This is a genomic window from Delftia sp. WSY_7 (assembly GCF_043104845.1).
Lineage (GTDB): Bacteria > Pseudomonadota > Gammaproteobacteria > Burkholderiales > Burkholderiaceae_C > Comamonas > Comamonas tsuruhatensis.
In genome coordinates this window covers 70783-87794 of sequence record NZ_JBICLB010000051.1, presented here as the reverse complement: position 1 = coordinate 87794, position 17012 = coordinate 70783, and the positions used below count along the sequence as shown (strand labels likewise).

At 66.4% G+C, this 17012-nt stretch carries 17 protein-coding genes; 3 read left to right on the top strand and 14 right to left on the bottom strand.

What is annotated here, in order from left to right; all coding sequences use genetic code 11:
- Positions 1 to 45 precede the first annotated feature (45 nt).
- Both ACF8ME_RS25645 and rpiB read right to left on the bottom strand, forming a co-directional pair.
- The gene (locus ACF8ME_RS25645; RefSeq protein ID WP_392418755.1) at positions 46 to 1548 is read right to left on the bottom strand and encodes a sugar ABC transporter ATP-binding protein; all 1503 of its coding nucleotides are present in this window, start codon (positions 1546 to 1548) and stop codon (positions 46 to 48) included.
- A 2-nt stretch (positions 1549 to 1550) separates the two neighbouring features.
- Positions 1551 to 2024 carry a ribose 5-phosphate isomerase B gene (gene rpiB / locus ACF8ME_RS25640; RefSeq protein WP_012206383.1) on the bottom strand — a complete coding sequence of 158 codons (474 nt, stop codon included), beginning with the start codon at positions 2022 to 2024 and terminating at the stop codon, positions 1551 to 1553.
- 294 nt (positions 2025 to 2318) lie between these two features.
- Here rpiB and dhaL point away from each other — a divergent pair, with 294 nt between their 5' ends.
- On the top strand, positions 2319 to 4115 hold the full coding sequence (gene dhaL / locus ACF8ME_RS25635; RefSeq protein WP_392418752.1) for a dihydroxyacetone kinase subunit DhaL: 1797 nt from the start codon (positions 2319 to 2321) through the stop codon (positions 4113 to 4115).
- Between the two features lie 3 nt (positions 4116 to 4118).
- Here dhaL and ACF8ME_RS25630 read toward each other — a convergent pair whose 3' ends face one another.
- The 7 genes from ACF8ME_RS25630 to ACF8ME_RS25600 form a co-directional block, all read right to left on the bottom strand.
- Positions 4119 to 4625: a disulfide bond formation protein B gene (locus ACF8ME_RS25630; protein WP_016453280.1), complete on the bottom strand. Its 507-nt coding sequence runs from the start codon at positions 4623 to 4625 to the stop codon at positions 4119 to 4121.
- 98 nt (positions 4626 to 4723) lie between these two features.
- Complete coding sequence (locus ACF8ME_RS25625; RefSeq protein ID WP_016448258.1) at positions 4724 to 5851, bottom strand: sulfate/molybdate ABC transporter ATP-binding protein; 1128 nt, start codon at positions 5849 to 5851, stop codon at positions 4724 to 4726.
- 38 nt (positions 5852 to 5889) lie between these two features.
- Positions 5890 to 6888 (bottom strand): sulfate ABC transporter permease subunit CysW, encoded by a 999-nt coding sequence (cysW, locus tag ACF8ME_RS25620; protein ID WP_016453281.1) that lies wholly within the window; start codon positions 6886 to 6888, stop codon positions 5890 to 5892.
- A 1-nt stretch (position 6889) separates the two neighbouring features.
- Positions 6890 to 7795 (bottom strand): sulfate ABC transporter permease subunit CysT, encoded by a 906-nt coding sequence (gene cysT, locus ACF8ME_RS25615; RefSeq protein ID WP_013801696.1) that lies wholly within the window; start codon positions 7793 to 7795, stop codon positions 6890 to 6892.
- Between the two features lie 74 nt (positions 7796 to 7869).
- A complete protein-coding gene (locus tag ACF8ME_RS25610) occupies positions 7870 to 8871 on the bottom strand; it encodes a sulfate ABC transporter substrate-binding protein (protein ID WP_026062880.1) in 1002 nt (333 codons plus the stop codon).
- A 157-nt stretch (positions 8872 to 9028) separates the two neighbouring features.
- Positions 9029 to 9664 carry an RBBP9/YdeN family alpha/beta hydrolase gene (locus ACF8ME_RS25605; protein ID WP_392418749.1) on the bottom strand — a complete coding sequence of 212 codons (636 nt, stop codon included), beginning with the start codon at positions 9662 to 9664 and terminating at the stop codon, positions 9029 to 9031.
- 110 nt (positions 9665 to 9774) lie between these two features.
- On the bottom strand, positions 9775 to 10704 hold the full coding sequence (locus ACF8ME_RS25600) for a LysR family transcriptional regulator (protein ID WP_017407342.1): 930 nt from the start codon (positions 10702 to 10704) through the stop codon (positions 9775 to 9777).
- A 175-nt stretch (positions 10705 to 10879) separates the two neighbouring features.
- Here ACF8ME_RS25600 and ACF8ME_RS25595 point away from each other — a divergent pair, with 175 nt between their 5' ends.
- A complete protein-coding gene (locus ACF8ME_RS25595; protein WP_016448263.1) occupies positions 10880 to 11518 on the top strand; it encodes an FMN-dependent NADH-azoreductase in 639 nt (212 codons plus the stop codon).
- An 87-nt stretch (positions 11519 to 11605) separates the two neighbouring features.
- On the opposite strand, the gene ACF8ME_RS25590 is transcribed toward ACF8ME_RS25595, so the two are convergent.
- Positions 11606 to 12721, bottom strand: a complete 1116-nt coding sequence (locus ACF8ME_RS25590) for a hypothetical protein (RefSeq protein ID WP_392418745.1) — start codon at positions 12719 to 12721, stop codon at positions 11606 to 11608.
- A 341-nt stretch (positions 12722 to 13062) separates the two neighbouring features.
- Between ACF8ME_RS25590 and ACF8ME_RS25585 the strand changes: the two genes are divergently transcribed.
- Positions 13063 to 13467 (top strand): hypothetical protein, encoded by a 405-nt coding sequence (locus ACF8ME_RS25585; protein ID WP_227472554.1) that lies wholly within the window; start codon positions 13063 to 13065, stop codon positions 13465 to 13467.
- 93 nt (positions 13468 to 13560) lie between these two features.
- Here ACF8ME_RS25585 and ACF8ME_RS25580 read toward each other — a convergent pair whose 3' ends face one another.
- From ACF8ME_RS25580 to ACF8ME_RS25565, 4 genes are all read right to left on the bottom strand, one after another.
- Positions 13561 to 14109 (bottom strand): NADPH-dependent FMN reductase, encoded by a 549-nt coding sequence (locus tag ACF8ME_RS25580; RefSeq protein ID WP_392418743.1) that lies wholly within the window; start codon positions 14107 to 14109, stop codon positions 13561 to 13563.
- Between the two features lie 84 nt (positions 14110 to 14193).
- Positions 14194 to 15024, bottom strand: coding sequence for a MetQ/NlpA family ABC transporter substrate-binding protein (locus ACF8ME_RS25575; RefSeq protein ID WP_016453286.1), 831 nt, complete (start codon positions 15022 to 15024; stop codon positions 14194 to 14196).
- A 62-nt stretch (positions 15025 to 15086) separates the two neighbouring features.
- Positions 15087 to 15752, bottom strand: coding sequence for a methionine ABC transporter permease (locus tag ACF8ME_RS25570; RefSeq protein WP_012206396.1), 666 nt, complete (start codon positions 15750 to 15752; stop codon positions 15087 to 15089).
- 50 nt (positions 15753 to 15802) lie between these two features.
- Positions 15803 to 16684: a methionine ABC transporter ATP-binding protein gene (locus tag ACF8ME_RS25565; RefSeq protein WP_374007528.1), complete on the bottom strand. Its 882-nt coding sequence runs from the start codon at positions 16682 to 16684 to the stop codon at positions 15803 to 15805.
- Between the last annotated feature and the right edge of the window lie 328 nt (positions 16685 to 17012).

Genomic DNA, 17012 nt, shown 5'->3' with positions numbered 1-17012 from the left:
TTGTGAAAGGCAAGGGGAAAAACGCAGCACGGGCAGCGCCCGGGCTCAGGACGCGAGGTGCATCAGCGCCTCCTGCGTGATGCCGTGGCCGGCCACCACGCGGTCAAGCCGGCCTTTGCGGAAGATGGCAATGCGGTCGCTCAGCTCCAGCAGTTCCGGCGCCTCGGAGGACACCACCACCACGGCATGGCCCTGCGCGGCCAGCGAGGCCAGGAAGGCGTACACCTCGCGCTTGGCGCCTTCGTCGATGCCGCGCGTGGGCTCGTCGCACAGCAGGCAGACGGGGTTGGTGGCCATGCAGCGGGCCAGCACCACCTTCTGCTGGTTGCCGCCGCTCAGGCCCGAGACCGGCATGGCCGGGCTGGCCAGCTTCACGCGCAGGCGCTGCAGCAGGCCGCCCACCAGCACGCGCTCTGCCGCGCCATCCACCACCCCGGCGCGCTGCAGGCCCGGCAGTGCGGGCAAGCTGGCGTTGAAGCGCACCGAGGAGCTCATCACCAGCCCCGTGGCCTTGCGGTCCTCGGTCACCAGGGCCAGACCCGCCTTGATCGACGCCGCCGGATTGCCGCGCGGCAGGGGCCGTCCGCCCAGGCTCGCCTGCCCCTGGTCGGCGCGCGTGAGGCCGTACAGGCAGTTGAGGAATTCGCTGCGGCCCGATCCCATCAGTCCGTAGATGCCCAGCACCTCGCCGGGGGCAACGTCCAGGCTGATGTCCTCGAACTCGCCCCGGCGCGTGAGCCCCTGCACCGACAGCAGCGGCTCGCCCGGCGCCGCAGCCCTGCGCTCGCTGGCGGCAGCGCGGACCTCCCGGCCCACGATGAGCTTCACCAACTGCCGCCGGTCGATATCGGCCAGCGCGCCGGTCTGCACGAAGCCGCCATCGCGGAACACCGTGTAGCTGTCGGCAATGGTGAAGATCTCCGTCAGGCGGTGCGACACGTAGAGGATGCCGGCGCCCTGCGCGGTCACGCGGCGTATCGCGTCGAAGAGGATGGCGGTCTCGCTTTCGCCGATGGCCGAGGTGGGCTCGTCCATGATGATCAGCTCGCTTTGCCGGCTCAGGGCCTTGGCAATCTCCACCAGCTGGGTCTGCGCCAGGCTCAGGCGGCCCATCTGCGCGCGCGGATCGATATCGAAGCCCAGCTGCCTGAGCAGCGCATCCGCCTGCTCCAGCAGCGCGGCATGGCGGACCACCACGCCGGCGCGCCGGGGCTCGCGGCCCAGGAAGATGTTCTCGGCCACGCTCATGCCCGGGATGGGCGACAGCTCCTGCGTGATGATGGACAGGCGGTGCGCCAGCGCCTCGTGCGGCGTGGCGAAATCCACCGGCCGGCCCTTGAGCAATATTTCGCCGGCATCGCGCCGCAACAGGCCCATCACGATGTTCAGGAAGGTGGACTTGCCTGCGCCATTGCCGCCGCACAGCGCGTGCACGCTGCCGGCCTGCAGCTCAAGGCAGCCGTTGCGCAGCGCAGGGACGCCGCCAAAGCTCTTGGCCACGCCGCGCGCCTGCAGCAGTGCGGTGCCGGTGCGGGTGCCGGTGTCCATGGTCACGCGCCCTGCCCGCGCCCGGCCGCGGCGGCCTGCGAGCGTTCGAAGCCGGTGATGGCATCCACCTTCAGGGCCGAGCTGCCGCCATCGAAGCGCGATGCGAGGAAGCGGTCCACGATGGCCTTGGCCAGCTCCACCCCGATCACGCGCGAGCCCAGCGTGATGATCTGCGCGTCGTTGCTGCGGCTGGCGCGCTCGGCCGAATAGGTGTCATGGGCCTGCGCGGCGCGGATGCCTGCCACCTTGTTGGCCGCAATGGCCATGCCTATGCCCGTGCCGCACAGGAGAACGCCGCGCTCATGCCGGCCCTGGACGATGGCCTGCGCCACCGCGATGCCGATGTCGGGGTAGAGCACCGGCTCGCCGTCGTGCGTGCCGAAGTCGGCCACTTCGTGGCCCTGGGCCAGCAGGTGCTGCTTCACGGCGTTCTTGAGGTCGCAGGCGGCTTCGTCGCAGCCGATGGCCAGCTTCATGGCATCCCCTTCATTACAAAAGACCATCACATGATCATTTGATCAATGTTTTACGAGAGTCTTCTCAATCAAAGAGCAGTTGTCAAACAACGATAGCTATGTGAGTCGGCAAGATGAATACGTAACCCGTTGAATTTTCTACAAAATTCATCAAATCCTATCGTTTTCCCTTGGCTATTGAACAGCCAAAAGGCATTGACACGCCAATTTCAACAAATCGAAAATGACCACTCAATGATCATATGAACAGTCTTCGGCACACCCGCCGGGACTGCACCTGGAGGAGACAAAGGCATGACGACCAACCGCGTGATCAACGACCCCGACCGGGTGGTGGAGGACATGCTCCAGGGATGGATCGCCGCCCATGGCGACACCCTGCGCATCGACGAAGGCAATGCCCGCGTCGTGCGCCTGCATGGCGCGCCACGCAGGGGCAAGGTGGGCATCGTGACGGGCGGCGGGTCGGGGCACGAGCCGGCCTTTCTGGGCTATGTGGGCGCAGGCCTGTGCGACGCCGCCGCCGTGGGCGAGGTGTTCTCGTCCCCCACGGCCAGAAGCTTCTACGACGCCATGCGCGCGGCCGATGGCGGCGCCGGCGTGGCCTGCCTGTATGGCAACTACGCAGGCGACAACATGAATGTGGCCATGGCCGTGCAGATGGCGACAGCCGAAGGCATGGCGGTCAGGACCGTGGTGGCCAACGACGACGTGCCTTCTGCCGCGCGGGGCGACGAGGCCAGCCGCCGCGGCGTGGCCGGCGAGATCCTGATGTGGAAGGTGGCGGGCGCCCGGGCGGCCATGGGCGCCAGCCTCGACGAAGTCATCGCCATCGCCCGGCACGCCATGGCCCGCACGCGCAGCATCGGCATCGGCCTGTCGGCATGCACCATTCCCGCCGTGGGCAAGGCCAATTTCCATATCGAGCGCGGCAGCATGGAGGTGGGCATAGGCCACCATGGCGAGCCCGGCATGTCCGTGCACCCCACGACCACGGCGGCCGGGATGGCCGAGCGCATGCTGGGCGCCCTGCTGCCCGACCTGCCCTTCGCCCCGGGCGACCGCGTGGCCGTGCTGCTGTCCGGCCTGGGCGCCACGCCGCTGATGGAGCAGTACATCCTCTATGGCGAGGTCGCCCGGCGCCTGCAAGAACGCGGCATTCATGTGGCCTTCCGGCTGGTGGGCAATCTCTTCACCTCGCTGGAGATGATGGGCATCACACTCACGCTGATGCAGCTGGACGATGCGCTGGAAGCCTGCCTCAAGGCGCCCTGCCAGTCAGTCGCCCTGACCCTGGCCGGCGGGCTGCCGCCCCAGGCGCAGGAGGCCATTCCAACGCTGCCCTCTGTTCCGGCACGGACGCCGGCACAGGCGCAGGAACAGGCACAAACCGCCCGCCCCCCAGCCGCAAGGCGCACCAGCCAAGGGCCGGCCATCGCGCTCGATGGCGCGGGCAGCATCGTGCGTGAACTGATCACGGCCATCGTCGGCCACCGGGAGTTCCTGAGCGAGATCGACGGCCTGATCGGCGATGGCGATCACGGCATCAACATGGCCAAGGGCTTTTCCGGCTGCGGCGCACGGCTCGATGCCATGGACGCCGGCCAGGCGGCGCAGCTGCCTGCGGCGCTGCAGCAGCTGTCCCAGGCCTTGATGGACGATATCGGCGGCTCCATGGGCCCGCTGTACGGCAGCTTCTTCCAAGGCTTCGCCGATGTTCTTGGGCCGGAGCAGGAGATGGATGCCGCCCTGTTCGGCCAGGCGCTGGCGCGGGCCGTCGCCGATGTGCAGGGGATGGGCAAGGCCCGGGTGGGCGACAAAACCCTCATCGACACGCTGGCCCCGGCCCTGCAGGCCTACCGGCAATCGCTGCAGGCCGGCGCCGGTTTCCGCGAGGCGCTGCAGGCCATGGAGGCCGCAGCCGAGGCAGGCAAGGAATCCACGCGCCACCTGCAGGCCCGCATCGGGCGCTCGGCCCGGCTGGGGCCGCGCTCCATCGGCGTGCTGGACGCGGGCGCCACGTCCTGCTGGCTGATTCTGAGCACCCTGGCGCAGTCGCTGCAGCGGCGACTGGCGCAAGCCTCAGCCTAGGGCTCAGCGCCTGCGGGCAGCGCCGCGCACCAGCAGCACCAAGACGGCCACGCTCATGATGGCGAAGCAGATGAAGGACCAGTTGGCGATGGAGCCGCCCAGGAAGCTCCAGTCCACGGCAACGCAGTCACCCGAGCCACGGAAGATCATGGGCACGGCACGGCTGATGGAGTAGTTCTCGATCATTCCGTAGAAGTCGCGCCCGCAGGTGGCGAACTCGGGCGGATACCACTGCAGCCAGCTCTGGCGCGCGGCGACGAAGGCGCCAAAGCCTGCGGCGACCAGCGCCGCGATGCCCCAACCCATCAGCCAGCCGCGCCCGCCGCGTGCGCTGCCCAGGCCCGCGAAGATGGCCACGCCGATCAGCGCGTAGCGCTGCACGATGCACATCGGGCAGGGCTCCAGCCCGACCACATGCTGCAGATACATGCCGAAGGCCAGCATGGCCACGCAGGCCAGGCTGATGAGCGCCAGGATGCGGCGCGGAGCGTTGTCAAACCATTGAAGCATTCTTGTCTTTCGTCACCCGGTTGAATGAAATCAGGGCTGCGGCGCCGGCCCGGCGCTGCAGCCCTGTTCAGCGGGTGCAGGAAACCGTTGCCGCGCCGTCAGATGCCAGCCGCCTCGTCCAGGAACACCTTGGCGCGGCGCGGTGTCACCACCAGGGTTTCCCCCTCGCGCAGCGCCATGTCCCTGAACTGCTGCGCAGGAATCTGCGCCTCGATCAGGCCACCCTCTTCGGCATTGTCCGTGCTTTCGGTGCTCTCCGATGGAATAAGTTCCAGGCGCGCAATGGGCCCCACGACGATGGCGCGGGCCAGCTGCACGACGATGCCCGTGGGCCGTCCCTGGACGTCCAGGTTCTGTCCTGGCGAGTAGCGCTCCACCTCCAGATCGTGCGGGCGCACATAGGCGAAGGCCTTGCTGTCGCTGGCGCCCTTGGCGTCGTGGCTGTCCAGCTGGGTGCCGTCGTCCAGGTAGACGCGGCCATCGCTGGCGCGGCCCTTGAAGAGGTTGACGTCGCCCAGGAAGCCGTAGACGAAGGGCGTGGCCGGGTTGTCCCAGACCTGCTGGGGCGTGCCTTCCTGCTCGATGCGGCCCTGGTTGATGACGACCACGCGGTCGGCCACTTCCAGTGCCTCTTCCTGGTCGTGGGTCACGAAGATGGAGGTCACATGCAGCTCGTCATGCAGGTGGCGCAACCAGCGGCGCAACTCCTTGCGCACCTTGGCATCCAAGGCGCCGAAGGGCTCGTCGAGCAGCAGCACCTTGGGCTCCACCGCCAGGGCGCGGGCCAGCGCGATGCGCTGGCGCTGGCCACCCGACAGCTGGGACGGAAAGCGGTCCGCGATCCAGTCCAGCTGCACCAGCTTGAGCAGGCTCATCACCTTGTCGCGGATCTGGGCTTCGCTTGGGCGCTGGCTGCGGGGCTTCACGCGCAGGCCGAAGGCCACGTTCTCGAACACCGTCATGTGGCGGAACAGCGCGTAGTGCTGGAACACGAATCCCACGTTGCGCTCGCGCACATGGACGTCGGTCGTGTCCTCGCCGCTGAAGTGGATGCTGCCCACGTCGGGCGTCTCCAGCCCCGCGATGATGCGCAGCAGCGTGGTCTTGCCGCAGCCCGAGGGGCCGAGCAGCGCGATGAGTTCGCCGGACTGGATGTCCAGGCTCACATCGCGCAGGGCCTGGAAATCGCCGAACTGCTTGCTGACGTTGCGTATTTCAATGCTCATGGTCTTGCTCTTGCTCTTTTCTGGTCGGGGCGCGGGCCTCAGGACACCTGCGGCACACGGGATGCCTGGGAAGCCGGCGTGGGGCGCTCGGGAGGCAGCTCGGCTGCGGCCTTGGCCTGGTGCTCGGCACGCCACTCGGCCACCGACTTGATGACCAGGGTCACCAGGGCCAGCAGAGCCAGCAGCGATGCGGCAGCGAAGGCGGCAACGGACTGGTACTCGTTGTAGAGGATCTCCACATGCAGCGGAATGGTGTTGGTCTGGCCACGGATGTGGCCCGAGACCACGGACACCGCGCCGAACTCGCCCATGGCGCGCGCATTGCACAGGATCACGCCATACAGCAGGCCCCACTTGATGTTGGGCACGGTGACCTTCCAGAAGGTCTGCCAGCCCGTGGCACCCAGCACGATGGCGGCCTGCTCCTCGTCGCTGCCCTGCGCCTGCATCAGCGGGATCAGCTCGCGCGCGATGAAGGGGAAGGTCACGAAGATGGTGGCCAGCACGATGCCGGGCACGGCGAAGATGATCTTGATGTCATGCTCGGCCAGCCAGGGGCCGAACCAGCCGTGGGCGCCGAACACCAGCACGTACATCAGGCCCGCCACCACGGGCGAGATCGAGAACGGCAGGTCGATCAGCGTGATCAGAAAGGCCTTGCCACGGAACTGGAACTTGGCAATGCACCAGGCCGCCGCCACGCCGAACACCAGGTTCACCGGCACGGCGATCAGCGCCGTGATCAGCGTCAGCTTGATGGCCGACCAGGCATCGGGCTCCTGCAGGCCGGCGACATAGGCATCCCAGCCCTTGCGCAGCGCCTCGGTGAACACGGCCGCCAGCGGCAGCACCAGGAACAGGCCGATGAAGGTCAGCGCAATGCCCGTGAGAATCCAGCGCACAGCGCGCGGCTCGGTGGTGGAGAGCTTTTCACGCCGGCCCTTCGGGGGCGCCGTGAGCCTGTACAGCACCAGCACGGCGACCAGCACCGCGCCAATGATCTTGAGAAGCAATGCTTCCTGTGGAGACAACGCCATCTCAAGCCCCTCCCGAATGCTTGCGCTGCCATGCCTGCAGCGCGTTGATGACCAGCAGCATCACGAAGGAGAACAGCAGCATCACCACGGCCACGGCCGTGGCGCCGGCGTAGTCGTATTGCTCCAGCTTGCCGATGATGATCAGCGGTGTGATCTCGGAAATCATGGGCATGTTGCCCGCGATGAAGATGACCGAGCCGTACTCGCCGATGGCGCGCGCGAAGGCCATGGCAAAGCCCGTGAGCAGCGCGGGCGTGATGGCCGGCAGGATTACCTTGTAGAAGATCTGCCAGCGCGAGGCGCCCAGGCTGGTGGCCGCCTCTTCCAGCTCCTTCTCGGAGTCTTCCAGCACCGGCTGCACCGTGCGCACGACAAAGGGCAGGCCGATGAAGATCAGCGCAATGACCACGCCGTTCGGGTTGAAGGCCAGCTGGATGCCGTAGGGCTCCAGGTACTGGCCCACCCAGCCGTTGCCGGCCAGCAAGGCGGTCAGCGAAATGCCGGCCACGGCCGTGGGCAGGGCAAAGGGCAGATCGACGAGCGCATCGACGATCTTCTTGCCCGGGAACTTGTAGCGCACCAACACCCAGGCGATCAGCAGGCCGAACACCAGGTTCACGCAGGCCGCCGCAAACGAGGCGCCAAACGTCAGCCGGTACGAGGCCAGCACGCGCGGCGAGGCCACGGCCTCCCAGAACTGGGGCCAGGTGAGCGAGAAGGTCTTGAACAACAGTGCCGACAGCGGGATCAGCACGATCAGGCTCAGATAAAACAGCGTATAGCCCAAGGTCAGCCCGAAGCCGGGCAAAACGCGCTTGGCGCCGCGCCCTTTGCGCGCCGCACCGGACGGTGCGGGCACAGGAGCGTCGGCGCCAGGCCTTGGGCTGGTCGGAACGGCAGACACCATGTTGGATTCCAAATCAGCCAATGTGGGGAGGGGGCCTCAGGCGGACTGCGCCGCCTTCATGCCTGCTTGCGTGCTTACTTGCCGGGGACGTAGATCTTGTCGAACTGTCCGCCGTCGTTGAAGTGCACCTTCTGGGCTTCGGACAGCGAGCCGAAATACTTGGCCACGGTGAACTGCTTGATGGGCTTGAACACATCGGCATGCTTCTTGAGCACGGCCTCGGAGCGGGGGCGCAGCGCGTGCTGTGCGGCGATTTCCTGGGCTTCGTCGGAGTACAGCCAGGCCAGGTAGTCGTGCGCCAGCTGGCCCGTGCCCTTCTTGGCCACGGTGCGCTCGACCACGGCCACGGGGTTCTCGGCCACGATGGACACCGAGGGATGGACGGCATCGACCTTGCCCTTGCCGAATTCGCGCTCCACGGAAACCACTTCGGACTCGAACGTGATCAGCACGTCGCCGATGTTGCGTTGCAGGAAGATGCTGGTCGCATCGCGCCCGCCCTTGCCCAGCACGGGCACGTTCTTGTAGAGCTGCTGCACGAACTCGGCCGCCTGCGCGTCGGTGCCGCCCTTCTCGCGCACCGAACCCCAGGCCGCCAGGTAGGCGTAGCGGCCATTGCCGCCCGTCTTGGGATTGACCACCACGACCTTCACGTCGGGACGGGTCAGATCGCTCCAGTCCTTGATGTTCTTGGGGTTGCCGTTGCGCACCAGGAACAGCATGGTCGAGGTGGTGGGCGATGCGTCATTGGGGAATTTCTTGGCCCAGTCCTTGGCGACCACGCCGCTGTCGGCCAGGAACTGCACGTCGGTCGTGGTGTTGAAGGTCACCACATCGGCAGCCAGGCCGTCGTTGACGGCGCGCGCCTGGGCGCTGGAGCCGCCGTGCGACTGGTCCACCTTGATGTCCACGCCCTTGGTCTTCTTGTAGTGGGCGACGAAGGCGGCGTTGTAGTCCTTGTAGAACTCGCGCGCCACGTCGTAGGAGACGTTGAGCAGCTGGTTCTGCGCCGATACGGTTCCTGCGGCGGCCAGCGCCAGGGTGGCCAACAAAGTCTTGAGCTTCAAAGAATGCATGGTTCGCTGCCTTTTATTAGTGGACATCTCTGCGGTGGATTCACAGACAGTCACATTGTGCGAACGCTGGCTTAAAACTCAAAAGAATATATTTTTGTTTGTTAATGGCCTGCTTCCATATAAGAAGCCTGGCCCACCGTCTTCGCCAGCCGCCACCTCACAGCCCGGCGGCCCAGGGGGCGCCCGCGCCTGCCGGCACCGCTGCCCGTGCACCGGCAACGCGCGGCGCACGCACGGCAGGCCGGGGTTGCGCGGGCTGCCAGCTGTCGCCCTGCATCAACGACTGCAGCAGCGCCAGGCCCAGGGGCCAGTCGCCGAAACCCGATTCGACATTGATGTGCCCCGCGTTCTGCAGCCGCACGAACTCGCTTCCCCAGGCCCGCGCATAGGCGCCGGCCCGGCGGATCGGACAGTAGGGATCGTTGCTGCTGGCCACCAGCACGCTGCGGTAGGGCAGCGGCGCATAGGGCACGGGCGCAAAGTCGGCCAGCTGGGCGCGGCGCTCGGGATCGGCCGGCGCCACCAGCAGCGCACCCTGCACGCGGGCGCTGGCCTCGGGCCCCATGTGCGCGGCCGTGATGCAGCCCAGGCTGTGGGCGGCCAGCACCACGGGCTCGGGCCAGGACAGCACCAGTTGCTCCAGCGCGGCCACCCAGGGTTCGCGGTGCGGCACGAGCCAGTCGTCCTGCTCCACCCGCTCGGCATGCGGCAGCTGCTGTGCCCACAGGCTTTGCCAGTGGTCAGGGCCGGAGTTGCGCCAGCCGGGCACGATGATGATGCGGTGGGGATTCATGGGTTCTCCTGGACTGTCCATTGCTGGACATGGGCCCCGATTGTGGAGAACGCCGCCGACGATCCCAACGAACGATTTGTTGTTTTCTTATGGCTTGGCGGGGTGCAGCCTCAGCGCACCACCGGCTCGCGCGTGGCGTGGCTGTTGCGCCCCGGCACGGTCTCTCCCAGGAAGTCCAGGAAATGCCGCACGGCCGGCGCCAGGCCGCGCCGCGAGGGGAAGACCGCATGCACGATGCCCTGCGGCGGCTCCCAGCCCGGCAGCAGATGGACCAGCCGGCCTTCGGCCAGTTCCTCATGGCACATGTAGTCGGGCAGCCAGCACATGCCGCTGCCGGCCAGCGCCGCGAATTTCAGCGTCAGCAGGTCATCCACCACATAGCGCGGCTGCAGCTGCAGGCGTTGCTCGCGGCCTTCGGGGCCGACCAGCAGCAGGCTGGACTGGCCATCCACCGCCGACATGGACATGCTGTCCAGGTGCTGCAGGTCGGCCAGTGCACGCGGCGTGCCCTGGCGCTCCAGCAGCTCCGGGCTGGCCACGAGGATCTGGCGCGCCACATCCAGCCGCTTGACGACCATGGAGCCGCTGTCCTCCAGGCTGGGGCGCACGCGCAGCGCCACGTCAATGCCCTCCTCCACCAGGTTCACGGGCCGGTTGGTCACCTGCATTTCCACATGCACCAGCGGGCAGCGCTGCAGGAACTGGGGCATGAGCTCGCCCAGCACGGTCTGGGCCAGGGTGACGGGGCAGCTCACGCGGATGGTGCCGCGCGGCTCGGTCTGCACCTCGGCCACGGTGTCGGCGGCGGCCAGGGCCGCATCGCGCATGGCCTGGCAATGGCGCAGATAGGCCTCGCCCACCTGGGTCAGCGAGAGCTTGCGCGTGGTGCGCTGCAGCAGGCGCACTCCGAGCCGGGCCTCCAGTTCGGCCACGCGCCGCGACAGCCTGGACTTGGGTATGCCCAGCGCCCGCCCGGCAGAGGCGAAGCCGCCGCGCTCCACGACCTCGGCGAAGTACAGCATGTCGTTGAGATCCATCATGTCGCTCGTCCCTCCCTGTGCTCATTGGCTGCAAATTCAGGACAATCTATCGCAATTTCTGCGGCTTATCAAAGACTCTGTCCAAATTCACAATTGATCCCATCGTCGGCCCTACAAGCTTTCCCGAATGGCCGATCCCAACCGCGATCCCAACCGACATCCCAGGAGCTTTTCCATGCAAGTGCTGCACATCGACTCTTCCATCACCGGCGCCGCTTCGGTGTCCCGCCAGCTGACCGCCCAGACCGTGGCCGCCCTGGTGGCCGCCAATCCCGGCGCCAAGGTCGAGTACCTGGATCTGGCCGTGAACGCCCCCGACCACCTGAACGCAGTGTCCATGGGCTTTCGCACCGGCCAGGCCGCCACGACGGAAGCCGAGCGCGCACAGAACGCCATCTCCGAAGCCCTGGTGAGCCAGTTCCTGGCGGCCGATGTGGTCGTGGTCGGCGCTCCGTTCTACAACTTCACCATCTCCAGCCAGCTCAAGGCCTGGATCGACCGCATCGCCCAGGGCGGCCGCACCTTCCGCTACACCGCAGCCGGCCCCGAAGGCCTGGCCAAGGGCAAGAAGGTCATCGTGGCCTCCACGCGCGGCGGTGTGTACTCCACCAGCGAAATGGGCCAGGCCCTGGAGCACCAGGAAAGCTACCTGAAGACGGTGTTCGGCTTCCTGGGCATCACCGATGTGAGCATCGTGCGCGCAGAAGGCGTGGCCATGGGCGATGAGTCCAAGGCCAAGGCCCTGGAATCGGCCCGCAACGACATCGTGCGTGCAGCGGCTGCCGCCAATCAGGAAGCGGCCATCGCCGCCTGAGCTCGGCCTTGCGCATAAAAAAGCGCAGGCACCCTGACCGGGGCGCCTGCGCTTTTTGCTGGCCGCCGAGCCTGGCAGCCGTCGCAATCAGCGCACCAGCGGACTGGTGCGAACGACGGCGTACGCGCCGGCGATCAACAAGCGGTCCTGGCGGTCGAAAGCAATGGCTTTGACGTGCAGCAGCTTGCCAGGCAGCGGCCCCAGCTCGTATGCCAGGGGTGCGCTGTCCACACGTCCTGCCACGATGCTGAGCTGCCCGCTATCCGAAAGCTTTTGGACCAGGGTGCTGCGGTTGCTGGTCACAACGTAGATGCCATTCCTGCTGTCCAGGGCCATGGAAGTCACGTTGTCATCCAGCCTAGCCAGCGTTTGGCCTGTCGTGTAGTTGAGGATTTCTCCACCACGGGCCACCAGCAGTTGCCCATTGCTGGCGACGGCGAGCGCGTTGAAACCTTCGCCTGGCAACGTGGTGACCTCACCATCGGCCGTGACCTGGCGCAGCCTGTTCCAATCCAGCACGAACAGCCGGCCATCGGGCGTACGTCGCATGGCATGGGGGCCGGAAAAAATCGCTGCAGCGCCAACGCCATCCCTAGGGCCACTTGAATTGGGCCCACCACCGGCCAGCGCCCGCACTGCGCCCGATGCCTGCTGCACCCAGACGCCCATGCCATTGCGGGGCATGCCTCCACTGAAGACAGCGCACTCTGCACAGGTCAGGCCATCCGCAACAAAGACCTCGCCACTGCCACCTGCTGCAATAGCGCGCGGATACAGATAGTTGCGGGGCTCGCCCCAGTCGCGGTCACCCCCTGTGGAGAAGGTGGACACCACACCTTCCCCCGCAATCCGGCGAATGCGAGAGCGCTCGGGTGTGGGGCAAGGCGGCTGCGGTGACACAGGCGGATATACATCTTCCGACACATAAATATCGCCAAGCGGCGAAAGGGCGAGATCGGTGATTCTCGAAAACCGCGCCTGCGCGCCCACGCCGTTGACCTGACCACAGTGGTCCTGAGCCAGTGCGTCGGGCTTGCTTGCAAGCGAACCCGCCAGCAGCGACATCTGCACAGGCGCCGGCTGCGGCTCGACAACTGAGCCATTGCCATCGCCTCCCCCACCGCCGCACGCCGCCAAAACGGTCACCAATGCCACGCTCAGCGCGCCGCCCCTGCACAGATTTTTCCAGCCCTTTTTTTGCATCTTGTCTCGCCCTTATGGATGAATGTCGTCATGTACGTCACGCCAGCAGTCTAGTGGGCGTTACCAAACAAAACAGGTATCCGCTTTTTCCGCTTCTTTGAAAAATCCAATGCCTGCCTGGCCTTGCACGACACACGAAGCTGTTAGGCTGAACCATCACCGCCATATTCGCGGCTTCGTCCGACACGAACCGTCTGTATTTCAGAAAGTCGGCGGACCTGCCGATATCCAGGCAGCCTCATTGCATTCACTGCCTTCCATCCATGCCAGCCACAAGTCCCCGCCCCCATGTCCGGCCCCGCGGCCCTGTCCATGCCCGCCCTCCGTCCGATGAAAACCTGGTGATCACGGTGATCGCCGTGTCCCTGCTGGCCATCACCGTGGTGGGCATTGGCGTCTACCAGTTCCTGCAGTACCAGCGCGAGCAGGATCAGGAGCAGCTCAATTCCCGCGTGTACCGCAGCTATGTGCGCAACACCGACGAGGCACCTGCGCCCGAGGAGCCCGAGCAGCCTGCCGCAGCGCCCACCCCCGCCAAGCCCAGCCAGCAGCAGCTGAACCAGGAAATGACGCGCAAGCTGCTGGCCCATCCCGGTGTGACGCCCGGTGCCGGCTTTTCGGCGCCCGGTGTCAAGTCGACCGGCGTGGTGATCATCGACGCCATCGACCAGGCCCAGGCGCGCGAGAAGGCATCGTCCGCCGCGCGCCCTGCTGCGGCGATTGCCAACCCGTCTCCCGCTTCCTGACGCTGCCTGAGCTCTGCGCTCGCAGGCCCCCCCCGACGCAAAAGCCCGGCATTGCCGGGCTTTTTTGTGTCTTGAGCGGCCTTGCCGCGCCGTTCACTGGTGCTTGCGCGCCCAGGCCGCGAACTTCTGCACGAAGCCGTTCACGAAATCGCGGCTGCCGGCGCCGATGGAGCCGTCTTGGGCAAACAGGCCGTCCTTGGCCTGAATGAAGATTTCGGGCTGGGCCAGCGTGGGCATGTCCAGGTAGGCCAGCACATTGCGCAGGTGCTGCTGCGCCAGCGCCGTGCCGATGGCACCCACGGAGACGCCGGCCACGGCAGCGGGCTTGCCGGCCCAGACGCTCTTGCCGTAGGGGCGCGAGCCCTGATCCAGCGCGTTCTTGAGCACGCCGGGAATCGAGCGGTTGTACTCGGGCGTCAGGAACAGCACGGCCTGGGCCGACTGGATCTGGGCGCGGAACTGCTTGACCACATCCACCTCATTGCCGTCATGGTCCTGGTTGTACAGCGGCAGGGCATCGATGGCGACCTGCTCGAAGACCAGGCCTTCGGGTGCCAGGCGCGCAATGGCGTCGGCGAATTTGCGGTTGAAGGAATCCTTGCGCAGGCTGCCCACGATGACAGCGACCTTGATCTGGCTCATGCATTGCTCCTGGAGGAAGTGGCGAAAAACGGGTGGGAGGCGTACCTCCCGCAGGCAGCCATTATGTGGCTGCCTGCAGGGCGCTTACTGTAGGAAAGTGGGCTTGGCATAGCCCTGGAACTTGCTGTCCACCACGGCCTTGAACTCCGCCGAACGGTAGACCTCGGCCAGGTCCTTGGCCCATGCCGCGCCCTGGTCCTTCTTCTTGATGGCCACCACGTTCAGGTAGTGGTCGGGGGTCTTTTCCAGCGAGACGGCCTCGGTCAGCTTCAGGCCCGAGGAAATGGCGAAGTTGCCGTTGATGATGGCGTATTCGGTATCGCCCAGCGAGCGCGGCAGCTGCGCGGCTTCCAGCGGGATGAACTTGAGCTTGCGCGGGTTCTCGGCCAGGTCCTTTTCGGACACGCGCAGCGGGTCGATGCCGGGCTTGGCCTTGATCAGGCCGGCCTGCTCCAGCAGCACCAGCGCGCGGGCCAGGTTGCTCGGGTCGTTGGGCAGGGTCACGCGGTCGCCTTCCTTGGCCTCGGCCAGGGTCTTGCGGGTCTTGGAATACACGCCCAGGGGGGCGATGGGGCCTTGCACCAGTTCCACCAGGTCCAGCTTCTGGTCGGCCGCGAACTTCTGCAGGTAGACACGGTGCTGGAAGAAGTTGGCATCCAGCGAGCCCTGGGCCAGCGCCAGGTTGGGCTGCACGTAGTCGTTGAACTCCACCAGCTTGACCTGGTAGCCCTTCTTTTGCAGCAGCGGCACGATGCCCTGCTTGAGCTGGTCGATGTTGGAGCCTGCCGTGCCGCCGATCACCAGCTGCTTCTTGTCGGCCTGGGCGTGGGCGGGCAGCGCCAGCACGCTGGCAGCGGCAAGGGCGGCGGCCGAGGCCAGCAGATGGCGGCGCACGAAGGAAAGGGATGCGGTCATGTCGGAATCCTTTTTTTGGGAGGGAGCGGGAAGAAAGAAGAAAGCGGGTCTGGACAGCGCGCTCAGCCGCGCTTGTCCAGGCGGCGGGCCGCCGTGTTGCCCACGAACTGGATGACCTGGACCATGGCCACGAGGATGGTCACGGTGAGCACCATCACATCGGTCTGGAAGCGGTAGTAGCCGTAGCGGATGGCCAGATCGCCAATGCCGCCGCCGCCCACCACGCCGGCAATGGCCGAGTACGACAGAAAGCTCACGGCCAGCACGGTCAGCGCCAGCACCAGGCCCGAGCGCGCCTCGACGATGAGCACGCGCCAGACGATCTGCAGCTCCGAGGCGCCCATGGCGTGCGCGGCCTCGATCACGCCGCGCGGCACGTCGCGCAGGCACTGGTCCACCAGGCGTGCCAGGTAGGGAATGGCCGCCACGGACAGCGGCACGGCCGCAGCCAGCGGGCCGATGGAGGTGCCGGCCAGCCAGCGCGTGAAGGGCACCAGCGCGACCAGCAAGATGATGAAGGGGAAGGACCGCACGGTATTGACCGTCCAGTTCAGCACGGCAAAGGCCGGGCGGTTGTCCAGCGACTGGCCGGGGCCCAGCAGGAACAGCAGCACGCCCAGCGGGCCGCCGATCAGCACGGCGGCCGACAGGCCGATGCCCAGCATTAAAAGGGTCTGGCCCATGGCCAGCCACAGCTCGGGCAGGATTTCGACGATGTTTTCAGACATGGGAATACGGAAGCTAAAAGAAGAGGAAAACGGGACCGGGCGAAAGCCCGTCAGTGCTCGGAGCCGCCCACGGCGCGCAGCACCACGGGGCGGGTGGCGCCGCGCTCGCGCAGGGCCTTGTCGGCGCGCTCCACGCGCAGGGCCTCGAGTTCGCTGCCCAGCAGCGTGGCGCGCTGCGGCGCCTCGTAGGCCCGGCCCTGCGGCAGGGCGGGCAGCGTGAAGCGTTCTGCCACCTGGCCCTGCTCGATGATGGCCACCTCGCTGCACAGCGCATCGACCACGGCCAGCTCGTGCGTGACGATGACGATGGTCACACCCAGGCGACTGTTGATGTCCGCCAGCGTGGCCAGGATGGAGCGCGTGGTCTCGCTGTCCAGCGCCGAGGTGGGCTCGTCGCACAGCAGCACCTGGGGGCGCGGCGCCAGGGCACGCGCAATCGCCACGCGCTGCTTCTGACCTCCGGACAACTGGGCCGGATAGCTGCCGGCCTTGTCGGCCAGGCCCACGATGTCCAGGCATTCGCGCACGCGCTGCTCGATCTGGGCGCGCGAGTGGCCGCCATGGATGCGCAGCGGAAAGGCCACGTTCTCGAACACGCTGGCGTTCTGCAGCAGGTTGAACTGCTGAAAAATCATGCCGATGTTCTGGCGCGCCTCGCGCAGCGCGCGGCGGCCCAGGTCGGTCAGGCGCTGGCTGGCCACCACCACCTCGCCGCTGTCGGGACGCTCGAGCAGGTTGATCAGGCGCAGCAGCGTGGACTTGCCCGCGCCGCTCTTGCCGATCAGGCCGAAGACCGTGCCCTGGCCAATGTCCAGCGACACCGAACGCACGGCATCGAAGTGCTTGCCATCGGCTGTTACAAATTTCTTTTGCAGGTCGCGCAGGCGGATCAGCGCGTTTTCCGGGGCGAAATCGGCGGTCTGGACGGTCATGGAGTCTCGGTTCGGCAGTGAAAACGGTCCTGGGATCGACAACGGCAGCCTTTGCACCGCCATCTCCAGGCAATGGCGCGCAATTTCCGGGTCCTGTGCTGCGCAGTTGGACGCAGTTGCAAGCCGATGGGCATGCGTTGTCTTGCGTCGTCGCCAAGCACAGGCGAATCCCCAGGATCTGCCGTCATTAGTGTTCTAACGAGTGTGTTGCAAAACGTTGTTCAAACAAAAGAATAAAAAATACGGTGCTTATATCGATTGCCGTCTTTCAAGCCTTGATGTACGGCCTGGACGGCATTGCTAGAATCCGCCCCCGACAGGCCTGTAC